Origin of the sequence: Streptomyces sp. NPDC046759, from assembly GCF_040645475.1 — a bacterium.
Lineage (GTDB): Bacteria > Actinomycetota > Actinomycetes > Streptomycetales > Streptomycetaceae > Streptomyces.
Map to the genome: position 1 here is coordinate 52,048 of NZ_JBEYYJ010000015.1, position 14,213 is coordinate 66,260.

Below are 14,213 nucleotides of genomic sequence, written 5' to 3' on the forward strand. Positions count from 1 at the left end.
GATCGGGTCTCCTGAGTCAGCAGTGTCGCTGCACCCTGGGGAGGTCCTTGGTGTCCGTACCATCCCGCAGAAGACGGTGGTTCACCGTCTGCGCGCTCACCGCGTCCGCCGCACTCGTCGCGATACCCCCGTCCGCCGCCTCCGGGCGCTCGACGAGCCCCTTCGGCGTCCGTGTCCTCGGCCAGCAGGCCAAGGAGCGCGAGCAGTCGGTGGGAGCCATGTCACCGCACCTGTCGGGGGACGACGACGGCAACGAGGCGGACGAGATCGCCGAGGGCGCGGACCAGTACGCGGAGGCCCGCACCTCGCCCGGTGTCGTCGCACCGGGCGCGTACGGCGCCGCCTGGCACGACCTCACCCATCTGAGGAGCACGGGCGGCAGCTGGCGCAACATCACCGACCTGCCGTACAACTCCGACGACCCGCGCTACCGCGACATCGACTCCAACTCCAGCGGCGGAAGCGGGTACGTCACCGGCCGGATGGCGGCGATCGCCGCCGACGACGACGGTTACGTCTACGCGGGCAGCGCCGGCGGCGGAGTGTGGCGCTCGCGCAGCGGGGGCGGTCACTGGCGGCCCATCAGCGACCGGCTCCCCGCCCAGTCCACCGGCGCCCTCGCGCTCGACGGCGCGGGCCGGCTGTGGCTCGGCACGGGCGAGGCCACCACGAACTCCGACGCCTACCTCGGCAGCGGCGTCTACGTCCTCACGCACCCGCACCACGGCACCTTCTCGACGCGCAGCCGGGTCGGCGGCGACGAGCTGGAGAGCACCACCATCCACCAGCTGCGCTTCGGCGGCGGCACGGTGTGGGCGGCCACCAGCGAGGGCGTGTGGAGCCACTCCACGAAGAGGCTGAGCGGCCCCTGGAAGCTGGAGTTCGCGCCCAACCCCGGCTTCATGCCGGGCGGTTCCCAGGCCGACGAACCGGACGCCCCGTACAAGAACATCGCCAACGACATCGCGATCGACCCCAAGGACCCGTCCAGGGTCGTGCTCGCCGTCGGCTGGCGCAGCGGTGACGACTACAACGGCTTCTACACCAAGGTGGGCGGCACCTGGACCCGGATCACCAGCGGCCTCGGTGACCTTCCGGCCGACGCAGGTGACGTCGGCAGCGTCACCTTCGCCCGCTCCGCCGACGGCTCCCGCTACTACGCGATCGACGAGTCCCCGTCGCAGCTCAAAACCAACCCGGACAGCGGCCTCGAGGGCATCTTCGTCTCCAAGTCCGGCTCGCCGACCGGCCCCTGGACGAAGATCGCCGACTACAAGGGCCTGGCCGCCGACAACTCGGCGCTCACCACCCCCGGTTACATGCCCGGTGTCCAGGCCTGGTACAACCAGTTCCTCGCCGTCGACCCGAGTGACCCGCAGCACGTGTACGCCGGCCTGGAAGAGGTCTACGAGACCAAGGACGGCGGCAGCAGCTGGTCCACCGTGGGTCCCTACTGGAACTTCACCTTCCCCTGCTGGAACATCGATCCCGCCAAGCAGACCGGTGACTGCAACCCGACCACCCACTCCGACCAGCACGGTGTCGCCATCGGCCGCTACCACGGCAAGGGCTTCGTGTTCGTCGGCAACGACGGCGGCATCTACAAGCGCCCGGTGAACGGATCCCAGGACGCCTCCGGCCACGCCACCGACTGGACCTCGCTGAACGACGGCACGATCGACACCCTGCAGTACTACTCCGTCGGCATCGGCAAGGACCTCGACCACGGCGGCGTGTCCGTCACCGGCGGCCTGCAGGACAACGGCCAGTCGATCCTGCGCAGCAACGACAAGGTGATGGGCTCGAACTTCGGCGGTGACGGCGGCGACACCCTCACCGATCCGGACAACGGCTGCAACATCGCCCAGGAGTACGTCTACCTGGCCGTGCAGGTGACCCAGAACTGCGCCGTCAACGACGGCGGCTGGACCACCGACGCGAGCAAGGCCACGTCGTACTCCGTCGCCCCGGCCGACAACGCCACCAGCGAGGCCCGTTTCATCGCCCCGCTCGCCGCGGACATGAAGGACGGCAACACCTGGGTTGCCGGCGGCCGGCACATCTGGGTGCAGACGCACGGCTACGCCATCCGCAGCGGCAAGGAGTGGACCAGCGTCCACGACCTCGGCGCCGGCCGCAGCGCGACCGCCGTCGCCGCTTCCGGCGGGAAGATCTACGCCGCCTGGTGCGGCCCGTGCAACAACCAGGGCTTCGCCCGCGGCATCGCGGTCGGCAACGCGGACGGCACCGGCTGGCACGACGTCAGCCTGCCGGTCGACGGCACCGTGCCCAACCGCTACCTCAGCGGCTTCGCCGTCGACCCGAAGAACGCCGACCACGTGTTCCTCGCCGTGAACGGCTTCTCCCGGCACTGGACCGAGGGCCCGGGCGCCGGCGTCGGCCACGTCTTCGAGTCCACCGACGGCGGAACGACCTGGAAGGACATCTCGGCCGACCTGCCCGACGTGCCCACCGACTCGGCGCTGGTGACGGCGGACGGCGGCCTCGCCGTGGCCACCGACCTCGGTGTCGTCTACCGCGCGCCGGGCCGCAGCACCTGGCAGCGGGTCGGCAGTCTGCCGGCCGTCGCCGTCCTCCAGCTCAGGACGAGCCCGGACGGCGGCACGCTGTACGCCGCCACGCACGGCCGTGGCATCTACACCGTCAAGGTGTGCGACCTGCGCTGACCTCGCGCCGAACAGGAGGGGTGAGGCCCGGATCGGCCGGGCGTCACCCCTCTTGCGCGTACGGCACCACGGTCATGTGCAGTGTGAACACCGTCCGGGCCGCGCCGGCCAGATCCGGCTCCCTGGCCGCGGCGGTGACCTCGGCGGCACCACCGCGGGTGCCCGCGCAGCGCAGGGTGGCCCGCGCGGTGCCGTCCCCGTCCAGCCGCCAGCCGGACGCGACGACGAGTGCGGGCGCCGAACTCAGCACGCCCGTCCAGCGCTTGTCGTCCGGGCGTGGTCGCAGAGTGAGCGTCACCACCGTGCCGGGGCGTACGCAGAGCCGGCGGCGGACCGGGTCGCCGGGGGCGACAAAGATCTCGGCGTGCCCCGCGACGCAGCCCGGCGGGGACCCGGGGGGCTCGGAGGACGCGGCGGAGGGTGTGGCCGGGCCGCCGGCGGACTCGCGGCCGCCCGGAGACCCGGACGCGCCGGGCGACGCGGAATCACCGGACGGTGCGGACGGCCGTGACGAGGTCGCCGGCCGAGGAGACCGGCTGCCCGAGGCCCCCGCCGGCGCACCCCCGCCCGTGGACGCCCCGCATCCCGCCAGTACGACGACCGCGGCGATCGCACAGCCACCGGACCACCATCGCATGCCCCTGCCTCCCGCCCTCCGGTATGCCTCCCAGCATGCCTCAACCTCCGCCCCGAACCGCCCGTCCGACCTCCGTGCGCAGCTGCACGAACCCGGGCAGGCTCCGGGTGGTGAGCTGGTCCCGTTCGCTGGGCAGGCCGACCGGCAGGTCCCGGACGATGCGGGAGCCGGGGCCGGGGGAGAGGACCACGACGCGGTCGCCGACGTACACGCTCTCGTCGATGTCGTGGGTGACGAGGACGATGGTGGTGCCGTCGGCGCGGTGGACCTCCAGGAGCAGGTCCTGCAGGTCCTCGCGGGTGCGGGCGTCCAGGGAGCCGAACGGCTCGTCCATGAGCAGCAGGGAGGGCCGGCAGACCAGGGCGCGGGCGATGGCCACCCGCTGCTGCATGCCGCCGGACAGTTCCCGCGGATGGCGCCGGGCGACCCCGTGCAGACCGACGCGTTCGAGGATCGTCTCGGCCTCGGTCCGGCGGGCGGCGCGCCCGGCACCCCGGCGGCGCAGCGGCAGTGCCACGTTGTCGCGGACGGTGAGCCAGGGCAGCAGCGAGCGGCCGTACTCCTGGAAGACGACCGCGAGCCGCTCCGGCACACCGGTCACCGGCGTCCCGTCGACGGTGACCGTGCCCTCCTGCGCGGGCAGCAGCCCGGCGATGGTGCGCAGCAGCGTGGACTTGCCGCAGCCGGACGGTCCGACCACGCTGAGGAGCTGGCCGTCGGGCACGGTCAGGGTGATGCCGTCCAGGACGGGCTGGTCGCCGAAGTACCGGCTGACGGAGTCGAGGCGCAGCATCCCTCACCCGGCCCAGGGTTCGTACAGGGTGCCCGCGCTGCCGCCGATCCGCAGATGCAGCAGGAAGGGGCCCGCGTCGTCGCCCCGGCCCAGGGCGTGGTCCATGGCCTGGGGCAGTTCCCCGGGGTGTTCGGCGCGGGCGGCGGGACAGCCGAAGGACTCGGCGAGGGCCGCGAAGTCGACCCCCGTGATGTCCGTGCCGGGGACGGGCACGATGCCGATCCGCCGGCCCAGCGCGCGCACGGCCGCGTAACCGCCGTTGTCCAGCAGCACGTAGGTGACCGGCGCTGCGTGCCGGGCCGCGCTCCACAGGGCCTGCACCGAATACAGCGCCGAACCGTCGCCGACCACGCACACCACCCGGCGCCGGTCCGCGAGCGCCCGGCCCACCGCCAGGGGCAAGCCCCAGCCGAGCGCCCCGCTGCCCGTGGTGAGGAAGCCCCCGCTCGACTCGACGGGCACGCGCGCGTGCAGCGTGTCCCGGTGGCTCGGCGCCTCCTCGACGAGGACCCGGTCGCCCGGCAGCCGGGCACGCAGCAGATCGAAGAACAGCTCCGGGGTGATGTGCCCCGCGGCGGTGGCCGGGGCCGGCGCCGGCCTAGGTGGCGGCGGGTCGCGGTCGGGCTCCGCCAGCAGCCCGGTGAGCCGGGCGAGCGCGGGCCGCAGGGTGGTGACGATGCTGGTGCCGGCGGGCAGCCAGGCGGCCTGGCCGGGGTCGCAGTCCAGGTGGAAGAGTTCGGTGCCGGGTGCGAGCGGCGGGCCGCCGTCCGCCACGTGATAGGTGAACACCGGCGCGCCGAGGGCGACCACCACGTCGTACGGCTCGAGGCGCGCGGCCAGTTGGCGGGCGATCGGCGGCAGGAACCCCTGGAACAGGGGGTGCGACTCCGGGAAGCCGGAGCGGCCGGAGAGCGGGCTGATCCACACCCCGGCCCGGATCCGTTCGGCCAGCGCCCGGACCTGGTCCTGCGCGCCCTCGTCGTCCACGCCCGGGCCCACCACGAGGGCCGGGCGCGCGCAGGCGTCCAGCCGGGCGGCGAGTTCGCCGAGGGCGTCCGGGTCGGCCGTGAAGGCCGCGTGCACCGTGCGCGGCGTGACGGGCTCCGCGGGACGGTCCCAGTCGTCCTCGGGCACGGACACGAACACCGGGCCGCGCGGGTGCGTCATCGCGGTCCGGTACGCCTCGGCCAGCACGGCCGGCACGTCCGCCGCCCGCTCCGGCTGACGGGCGGACTTCACGTACGGGCGCGGGAACAGGGCCGGTTCGTCGGCGCCGAGGAACGGCCGCAACTGGATCAGGGAGCGTGCCTGCTGGCCCGCCACGATCACCAGCGGCACCCGGTCGCGGAAGGCGTTGAACACCGCGCCGAGCGCGTGCCCCACCCCGCCGGCCGAGTGCAGGCCGACGAAAGCGGCCCGCCGGGTGCCGAGCGCGTACCCGGCCGCCATGCCTACGGCGACGGACTCCTGCAGACCCAGGACATAGGTGAAGTCGTCCGGCCAGTCGCGGAACATCCGCAGTTCCGTGGAGCCCGGATTGCCGAAGACGGTCGTCATACCGGTGTCGCGCAGAAACCGTACGACCGCCTCGCGGACCGTGGCCGTAGTCATGCCGTCCTCCCTGCGGACGACCGGGGGCCGGCGAGCTGCTTCTCGACCGCCAGCAGACCGGTGTTGAGGAGATGGCCGAGCGTGCCGAGCAGCAGCAGCGCCGACCACTCCGTGAGCAGGTCGGAGCGCGTCTGGGCGTCGGTGAGCGTGAAGCCGATGCCGTTGTCGCTGCCCGGCAGGAGCTCCGAGAACACCATCAGGATCAGGCACAGCGACAGGCTGAGCCGGAGTCCGGCGAAGATCCGGGGCAGTGCCGAGGGCAGGATCAGGAACCACAGCCGTTCGGGAGGCGTCAGCCGCAGCACGGCCGCCACCTGAAGCCGCAGCGGGTCGGTGGCACGGGCGCCCTCGGCAGAGTTGACCAGCACCGGCCATACGGCGCTGAATGCGATCGAGGCCACCTGCATGGGCGTACCGAAGTCGAAGACGACGACGAACACCGGCACCAGTGCGGGCGGCGGTACGGCTCGTGCGAACTGCAGCACCGGGTTGCACAGCGCGTACGCGCGCCGCGAGCGGCCCACCGCGATCCCCAGGGCGATCCCGGCCCCGGCGGCGAGCGCGAACCCGGCCGCCACCCGGCCGAGGCTCGGCACAATGGTGTCGACCGCGGCCGGGGTGAGGAACAGATGGCCGGCCGGACCCGAGAACCACAGGTCGCGGGCGTGCCGGGCGATCCGCAGCGGCGGCGGGAAGTAGACGCTGCCCCGGGCACGGGCGGCCAGCTCCCAGCAGGTGACGGCGACGAGGAGGACCGTCCAGCGCAGCAGGAACGGGACGGCCGCGGTACGGGGCGAACCCGGCGGGTGCCCCGGCCGCTCGTCGCCCTGTGGCCCGGTCATGGGCGGTCCCGTTCCGGCTTCCGTGCACCGGGACGGGGTTCCGGCGCCCAGGCGAACAACCGCCGTTCCGCGCCCACCAGGACGCCGTCGATCACCAGTCCGAGACCGCCCGCCCACACCACCCCGGCCAGGACGTCCCGCGTGCCGTCCGTCTCGGTCTGTGCCTGGGCGATGAAGATGCCGAGACCCTGGCCGAAGCCGGAGAGGATCTCCGTCGCGACGGCCAGGATCAGCGCGACCGCGGCCGAGATCCGCACGCCTGCGGCGATGAACGGGGCGGTCGCCGGCAGCTCCACCCGCAGCAGCACCCCGAGCCGCCCGAAACCGAAGGCGCGCAGGGTGTCCTTGGCCAGCGGGTCGGTCTCGCCGAGGCCGTAGACGGTGTTGAACAGCACCGGCCAGAGCGAGGCGTACGCGATCAGCGTGACCTCCGTCTGCGTGCCCGACCCGAGGAGCAGCGACACCAGCGGGATCAACGCGACGGACGGCAGGGGCCGCAGGAACTCGAGCACGGCGCGCACGGCGGCCTCCACGACCGGCAGTGCGCCCAGCAGCAGCCCCAGGGGTACGGCGATCGCACAGGCGAGGCCGAGACCCAGCGCCCACGCCCGCAGGGTCACCCCGGCACCGTCGAGGAACGCCGGGTCACCCGCCAGCCGGACGGCGCGCGCGAGGACTTCGGAGGCCGGGGGCAGGTAGCTGCGCCGCACGATCCCGGCCCGGGAGACCGCCTCGCAGACCCCGAAGGCCGCCGCCGCGCCGAGCAGGCCGAGCAACAGGTCCTGTCGGCGTGTCATGTCACCAGCAGCGGTGCCGGGTCGATGTCCTTCTTCAGCAGCCCCTGGGTCCGCATGAGCGCGATGAGCCGGTGCAGCGCCGCCGGGTCGGCGGTCGCCGGATAGGCCGGCAGATGGATCGACCTGGCCTGGTCCGCGGTCACCTTGGCGTACTTCGACAGCTCCGTGCGCACCGCACCGGGATCCTCGGCGGCGATCCTGGAGGCCGCCTGGACGGCCCGCCGGAAGCCCGCGGCGGCCTTCGGGTGCTTCTTCACGAAGTCGCCCGTGGTGACGTACCCGCTGGCCGGCAGTCCCCGCGCCGGTCCCGAACCGCCGTCCAGCAGGACCCGTGCGCCCAACTCGCCCTGAACGGCGGTGTCGAAGGGTTCGACCACGTGTGCGGCGTCCACCTGGCCCCGCTGCAGGGCGGGGCCCATCTGCGGGAACAGGACCTGCCGGTAGACGGGCCGTCCGGCGCCCCGGGCGTCGAGGATCGCGTTCAGGGTCAGGGACTGGATGTTGTTGAGGACGGCCACGGCGACCTTCTTGCCCGCGAGGTCGGCGGGGGTCTTCAGCGCCGAGTCCTTCGGCACGAGGACGTCCATCATGTGCGGGGCGATGCGGACGCCCTCGGCGACGATCCGCAGGTCGAGGGTGCCCTTCTCGTAGGCCTGGAAGTAGGTGACGTAGTTCGCGCTCGCGATCACGTCCACCTGGCCCTTGAGCAGGGCGGGCAGCGCCTGGATGCTCTGCTGCACGGGCTGGATGCGCACGTCCAGGCCCTCCTTGGCGAACAGCCCGCGGTCCCGGGCCAGATAGAGGGCGGCCGAGTCGGTGAGCGGCAGTGCGGCCACGGTCAGTTGCTGCCGCCCGTCACCGGAGTGCGGGGAGCCTCCGCTGTCGCAGCCCACGAGGACCACAGCCGCGGCGGCGACGAGCGCGGCGAGCCGTTTCGTTCCCGAACGTGATCGGCGTAAAGGCATACCGGCATGACTACCCACCGATTGACATGATCGCTACACATCGGAGGAGGGTTTCGGGAGCTGTGCAGACACACGAGAGGAGCGGCAGGGATCGCCGAAGCGTGAACCGGCCCGGAAGCGAGGCGTGTCGCGGTGCGCAGCGGGTGTGCGGGAACCCCGCAAGCGGGCGCCTGCGGCCTCGGCCGCGAGGAAGCGTGCCCGGCTGGTGACGTGCCGTTCGGAGATCAGTCGGCGGGCCGGAAGCGGAGCGCCGACCAGGTGTCGTCGACGGCGATCTGCCGCACGGGCCGCACACCCCGCTCGGACAGCGCGGCGGCCAGCGTGTCGCGGTTCAGATCCGTCCCGAGCTTCCCGCCCTTCGGGTAGGCCACCCAGGCGAGGGCATCGCGCCGCGCGGCGGCGAGCGCCGCCTGCGCATCCGCCCCGGAGAGATCACCCGAGGTGGTCACGAAGGCGATCACCGCATCCGCCGAGGCCGCGTCACCCGGGGTCTCGGCCTCCAGCTGGACGTCGGCGGGCTTGCCCAGGACCGCGACACTCCGACCGGGCTTGATCTGCAGCTTGCTGATGACGGACACCCCCTGATCCTGCCACCGGAGGCGCGGCCGCGCACGCGAAAGCGGCCCCGTCTCCGCTCCCCGGGGGATCCCGTGCCGGCCCCTCCTCGATCAGGCCGGTGGGCCGGCGATGCGGAGGGTTGCCGCCGGGGACGGTGCCGCGGTTTCGGCGGCACCGATGACATCCGTCCACCAGTCCGCGCCGTCCTCCATGTAACGCAGCAGCACACCCTCACGGATCGCCCACGGGCAGACCACGGCCCCGCGCAGACCCATGAGCTTCAGCGCCGTGTGCCCGACGACCGCTCCGGCCAGGCTCTGCGCGGCGCGCGGCGCGGAGACACCGGGCAGCTGGGCACGTTCGGCGGCGGGCAGTGCCGCGAGGGTCCGGACCGCCTCGCGCAGATCCCGGCAGCGCATGTCCCGCTGCACGAACGGGCCGTGCCGCCCCGCCGCCGCCCCGCACAGCCGGGCCAGCTGCTGGAAGGTGCGGGAGCTGACCGCGGCGGTGCGCGGCCGTTCCCAGCGGATCCGCGAGGCCACGTCCCGCAGTTCATGGCGGATCCGGCGGCGCAGTTCCTTCAGCTCCTCCGGCCCCGGCGGGTCGTGGAGACCGAGGTACTCCTGAGTGAGCCGGTTGGCGCCGAGCGGCAGGGAGGCGGCGAAGTCGGGCAGCCGGCCCCGGCCGAAGGCCACCTCCAGGGAGCCCCCGCCGATGTCGAGCAGGGCGAGTGGACCGGCGCTCCAGCCCAGCCAGCGCCGGGCCGCCAGAAAGGTCAGCTCGGCCTCCGTCTCACCCGGCAGGGTGCACATGCGGATCCCGGTCCCGGCGGCGACCCGCCGCAGCACCTCCTCCCGGTTCGGGGCGCCGCGCACGACCGCGGTCGCGAAGGCCAGCGGCCCCGGCGCATGCCACCTCCGGGCGGTGGCACCGGCCTCGGCCACCGCCTTCACCAGCCGTTCCACCGCCTCGTCGCCGATCCTGCCGTCCGGACCGACGTGTTCGGACAGGCGCAGCTTCCATTTGACGGTGTGCACAGGCAGCGGAACGCCGCCCTCCACATCCGCGATCACCAACCGAACAGTGTTCGAGCCTGCGTCTACCACGCTCACCCGCATGGCTGGGGGGTACCCATTTTCCCGTCAGGAACCCGTCATACCGGCGGCGCTCGTGTGCACAGCCCCCTCCATGAGGAGCCCGACGGCTCGCGGGTCCGTCCGCCACCCCTCGTCCGAGAACCCTTGCCGCGCGGTCCCTGTCCGGATCTCGGCCCCTCGCCGCCCCGGCACGCCCGCTCCTGCCCTTAGATGGTCCCCACCACTGTCGGCGCAGGGAGCGGCACTTGAGCGGGACGGACGCGACGAGGGTACTCGTCATCGGCGGCGGGATCGCGGGGACGGCGGCCGCGCTCGGGCTGCACAAGGCCGGATGCGACGTCACCGTGTACGAGGCCCACCCCGACACGGCCGAGGACATCGGGGCGTTCCTGACCCTGGCGAGCAACGGCATGCGGGCCCTGGCCGAACTCGACGCCACGGACGCCGTCGCCGCCGTCGGTTTTCCGCTGACTTCGCTGCGGCTGCTCGACGGCGACGGCACCGAGCTGACCCACGCACCGCTCGGCGAGGTCGGCGATCCCGCACTGCGCTACCGCTGTGTGCGCCGTGGCGAGTTGAACGCGGCCCTGCAGGCGGAGGCGATCCGGCGCGGCATCCGCCTGTGCCACGGAGCCCGTCTGGCCGCCGTCACGGACGGCCCGCACGGCGTGACCGCCCGGTTCGCCGACGGCGGCACCGCCCACGCGGATCTCCTCGTCGGCGCCGACGGCCTCCACTCGACGGTGCGCGGGATCCTCACCCCGCAGGCGCGGCCCGTGTACGCCGGCCAGCGGGTCTTCTACGGCTACAGCGGCACCGGACCCGGCGTGGACGGCACCGGCGTCATCACGTTCGTCCGGGGCAGCGGGACCACCTTCGGATACGCGGCGTCGCCGGACGGGGAGACGTACTGGTTCGCCCGCGTGAGCACGCAAGCCCCGCCCGCCGGCGGCCCGGCGCACCTGGCCCCGTGGCACGAGGAGTTGCTGCCGCTGCTGCGCAAGGACTCCACACCGGCCGCTGACATCGTCGCCGCCTCCCGGGGCCCCGTCATGGTCACCGACGCCACCGAGATGCCGCTCGGAACGCCGTGGCACAGCGGACACATGCTGCTCATCGGTGACGCGGCCCACGCGGCCTCCCCGGCCACCGGCCAGGGGGCCTCGATGGCCCTGGAGGACGCCGTCGTCCTGGCCAAGGCGCTGCGCGACCTGCCGGGCGCGCCGGCCGCGTTCGCCGCATACGAACGGCACCGCCGCGCGCGGGTGGAGCACAACATCACCGTCAGCGGCGGTCTCTCCCGAGGCATCCGCGAACCGTCCCGTCCGGCTCCCGTCGTGGGCCGCCCCGCGGAGCCGGACGAGACGCTGATCCGCCAACTGGCCTGGCACAGCCCGCTGCCGGCCGCCCCGCCCGAACAGCCCTAGCCCGCGAAGCCGACGGCGGACACACGCACGAAAGTGCAAGAGGCGCAGCACTGGAGTCCATTGCCGAAGGAGCGCAGGAGCCGGATCGTTCCCTGCAACCGGCCCTTCGTCGACAGGGAGCACAGGTGCGACTCTTGAGCAGAGCAGGCGGCGCCGTGGCCGCGACCGCAGCCCTGGTCCTGGGCGGCGGCATCCCGTCCCCGGCGTCGGCAGCGCCCCCCGCCGACGCCGGTTACACGGTGACCGTGGGCGCCCCGGTGCCCTTCACCCACCCCACGGACACCCCCGCGAGCCCCTATCTCGACCGGGACGGCACCTTCCACTACCAGCAGTCGGCCGCGTTGTACGGCGCCGAGGACCCGCGCACCTGGGACTTCTACACCGGCAAGGACTTCGACACCGCGAGCTTCGACAGGACCCTGAGCAAGGCGGTGAACCCCGCCGACCCCGCCGACCGCAACGACGACACCACCTGGCGCTGCAACAACAGCCCCACCGGCCGGGAGGCGACCTACGCGCCCGGCGGCTCCGGCTACGCCCAGAAGAACTACTGCGACCTGTCCGGGGTGTGGGTCGACCCCGACACGGGCGACTGGTATGGCCTGGTGCACAACGAGTTCACCCCGCAGCCCTTCGGCGACGGACTGCACTACGACGCCATCGACTACGCCGTCTCCGCCGACCGGGGCCGCACCTGGACCATCGAGGACCATGTCATCACGTCCCCGTACAGCACGGAGCGCGCCGACACGGCCGCCTTCCCGAACCAGACGTACTCCTACGGCGACGGCGACCAGCGCCTCTTCGTCGACACCGCCTCCGGCTACTTCTACGTCTGTTACGGCTCCCGGATCATCGACAAGAGCGGCGGCTGGAAGGCGTTCTACGAGCACGTGGCCCGCGCCCCGATCTCCGCCAAGATGGCCCCCGGCTCCTGGCGCAAGTGGTATGACGGCGCCTGGTCCGAGCCCGGCACGGGAGGGGAGGAGAGCGACATCGTCCCCGTGGACTCGGCCCACCCCACCGGCTACACCCCCGCCTCGGCCGAGTACGACCCGGCCAACACCGGCACCGCCGCCCAGCAGATCGCGGCCGGGACGATGCCCCCGACCTCGCCGCTGTTCGTCATGAACATCGCCTACGACGCCTACCTCGGGCTGTACATCGGTGAACCGCAGGCCGTGGACCAGAGCGGGAACTCGCCGCAGTACCTCTACGCCACCGACGACCTGACGACCCAGAAGTGGCACCTGATCGGGGACACCGGCAGCTACACCAACGCCTCCTGGTACCGCTGGTTCCTCGACGGCGCCAACCGCACCAGCTCCACGATCGTCGGCAGGTCCTTCCGGTCCTACTGCGCCTTCGGCTGCTCGCACGACGCCTCGGGCGAGTACGTCGACGTCACCGTCGACTCCACCACTCCGGCAGCCGCGCCGATGGACACGAGCCACGGCTACCGCATCGCGAGCGGCACGGGACGGATCCTCGCCCAGACGGCCCGTGGGAGCGCCACCACCTCACTGGCGCAGCCCACCCCGTCCGGCCGCGACACCTGGGTGTTCACCCCGACCGGCGACGGCGCCTTCACCGTCACCAACGCCGCGAGCGGCCGGCTGCTCGGCGTCGACTCCTCCTCCACCGCCGGCCGCACCTGGGGCGCCAGGCCCACCGTCACCACCGCACGAGCCGGCGGGCCGTCGGCCGGCCAGCAGTGGTTCCTGGTCCCGGACGCCTCCGGCGGCACCTGTCGCCTGGTCAACCGCTACAGCGGACTCGTGCTCGGCCTCTCCGGGAGGGCCGGCCGGCTCGCCGAGACCACCCCGGCACGCAACTGGACCGACCGCAGCGGAAGTTCCGTGGGCGCCGGACGCACCGCCGCCGAACAGACCCTGTCCCTCACCGCGCCCTGAGACTCCGCTCGTACGACTATCCTGCGCTCATGTCGATCACCGACGGGCATTCCGACGCCCACCTGGCCGTGACCGCGTCCCAGGCGGGCGCCGCCGTGGTCCGTGACCTCTACGGCAACCGGCTCGCACGGTACGACAAGTCCGCCGGCGACTTCGCGACCGAGGCGGACCTCGCCGCCGAGCGAGCCGTGCTGGACGTCCTGTGCGCTGCCCGCCCCGACGACGCCGTGACCGGCGAGGAGAGCGGCCGCTCCGGCGCCGCCGGCGCCCGCCGCCGCTGGCTCGTCGACCCGCTGTGCGGCACCCTCAACTACGCCGTGCGGACCATGCTCGTCGGCGTGAACGTGGCCCTGCGGGAAGGGCCCGAGGTCACGGCCGCCGCGACCGCCGATCCGTTCGGCGGCGAGGTGTTCTGGACCGACGGCGAGGCGGCGTGGGTCCGCGGGGACGGCCACGACGAACGGCTGACGCCCTGGGCCGGGTCCGGGCTGGTGGACGTCAACCTCGACCCGCCCTTCCCCAACGCCCCCGGTTTTCAGGCGGCGCGACTCCTCGCCGACCCCGGCTTCGCCGCCCGGTTCCGGCCACGGGTGGTCTCCAGCACGCTCGCGGTGGCGTGGGTCGCCGCCGGGCGCCGGGCCGCCTACGTCACCGACGGCGACCTGCGCGACAGCGTGCACTTCGCGGCCGGGATCGCGCTGTGCCGCGCGGCCGGCTGCACGGTGACCGGCCTGTACGGCGAACCCGTGCTCAGCGGCGCGGGCGGGCTCGTCGCGGCGGCCGACGCCCAGACCCACGCCGCACTGCTGGAGCTCGTCAAGAAGCAGACCGAGAACGGGAGTTGACGGCCTTCTCGACGCATGACGTGCCCTCTGATGTGATTCCG

General features: G+C 73.2%; 12 protein-coding genes. 4 read left to right on the plus strand and 8 right to left on the minus strand.

Annotation, left to right across the window (positions count from 1 at the left end; translation table 11 throughout):
• Positions 1–50 precede the first annotated feature (50 nt).
• A complete protein-coding gene (locus tag ABZ919_RS21085; protein WP_361249867.1) occupies positions 51–2,687 on the plus strand; it encodes a glycosyl hydrolase in 2,637 nt (878 codons plus the stop codon).
• Between the two features lie 43 nt (positions 2,688–2,730).
• On the opposite strand, the gene ABZ919_RS21090 is transcribed toward ABZ919_RS21085, so the two are convergent.
• The 8 genes from ABZ919_RS21090 to ABZ919_RS21125 form a co-directional block, all read right to left on the minus strand.
• Positions 2,731–2,988 carry an acetyl-CoA synthetase gene (locus ABZ919_RS21090; RefSeq protein WP_361249870.1) on the minus strand — a complete coding sequence of 86 codons (258 nt, stop codon included), beginning with the start codon at positions 2,986–2,988 and terminating at the stop codon, positions 2,731–2,733.
• A gap of 376 nt (positions 2,989–3,364) precedes the next feature.
• Positions 3,365–4,117, minus strand: coding sequence for an ABC transporter ATP-binding protein (locus tag ABZ919_RS21095; RefSeq protein ID WP_361249872.1), 753 nt, complete (start codon positions 4,115–4,117; stop codon positions 3,365–3,367).
• 3 nt (positions 4,118–4,120) lie between these two features.
• On the minus strand, positions 4,121–5,728 hold the full coding sequence (gene mdlC / locus ABZ919_RS21100; protein WP_361249875.1) for a benzoylformate decarboxylase: 1,608 nt from the start codon (positions 5,726–5,728) through the stop codon (positions 4,121–4,123).
• Positions 5,725–6,570: an ABC transporter permease subunit gene (locus tag ABZ919_RS21105; RefSeq protein ID WP_361249878.1), complete on the minus strand. Its 846-nt coding sequence runs from the start codon at positions 6,568–6,570 to the stop codon at positions 5,725–5,727. The genes mdlC and ABZ919_RS21105 overlap by 4 nt, the downstream gene beginning before the upstream one ends.
• Positions 6,567–7,367 carry an ABC transporter permease subunit gene (locus ABZ919_RS21110; protein ID WP_361249881.1) on the minus strand — a complete coding sequence of 267 codons (801 nt, stop codon included), beginning with the start codon at positions 7,365–7,367 and terminating at the stop codon, positions 6,567–6,569. Before ABZ919_RS21110 ends, ABZ919_RS21105 begins: the two co-directional genes overlap by 4 nt.
• Positions 7,364–8,332 (minus strand): ABC transporter substrate-binding protein, encoded by a 969-nt coding sequence (locus ABZ919_RS21115; RefSeq protein WP_361249884.1) that lies wholly within the window; start codon positions 8,330–8,332, stop codon positions 7,364–7,366. The genes ABZ919_RS21110 and ABZ919_RS21115 overlap by 4 nt, the downstream gene beginning before the upstream one ends.
• Positions 8,333–8,556: 224 nt before the next feature.
• A complete protein-coding gene (locus tag ABZ919_RS21120; protein ID WP_361249886.1) occupies positions 8,557–8,910 on the minus strand; it encodes a hypothetical protein in 354 nt (117 codons plus the stop codon).
• A gap of 90 nt (positions 8,911–9,000) precedes the next feature.
• Positions 9,001–10,008, minus strand: coding sequence for a Ppx/GppA family phosphatase (locus ABZ919_RS21125; protein WP_361249888.1), 1,008 nt, complete (start codon positions 10,006–10,008; stop codon positions 9,001–9,003).
• A gap of 224 nt (positions 10,009–10,232) precedes the next feature.
• On the opposite strand from ABZ919_RS21125, the gene ABZ919_RS21130 reads away from it, so the two are divergent.
• The 3 genes from ABZ919_RS21130 to ABZ919_RS21140 all read left to right on the plus strand — a co-directional run bounded on the left by ABZ919_RS21130 (position 10,233) and on the right by ABZ919_RS21140 (position 14,172).
• Positions 10,233–11,414 carry an FAD-dependent oxidoreductase gene (locus tag ABZ919_RS21130; protein WP_361249891.1) on the plus strand — a complete coding sequence of 394 codons (1,182 nt, stop codon included), beginning with the start codon at positions 10,233–10,235 and terminating at the stop codon, positions 11,412–11,414.
• Between the two features lie 134 nt (positions 11,415–11,548).
• Positions 11,549–13,327, plus strand: coding sequence for an RICIN domain-containing protein (locus ABZ919_RS21135; RefSeq protein ID WP_361249894.1), 1,779 nt, complete (start codon positions 11,549–11,551; stop codon positions 13,325–13,327).
• 29 nt (positions 13,328–13,356) lie between these two features.
• Complete coding sequence (locus ABZ919_RS21140) at positions 13,357–14,172, plus strand: inositol monophosphatase family protein (protein WP_361249896.1); 816 nt, start codon at positions 13,357–13,359, stop codon at positions 14,170–14,172.
• Positions 14,173–14,213 lie beyond the last annotated feature (41 nt).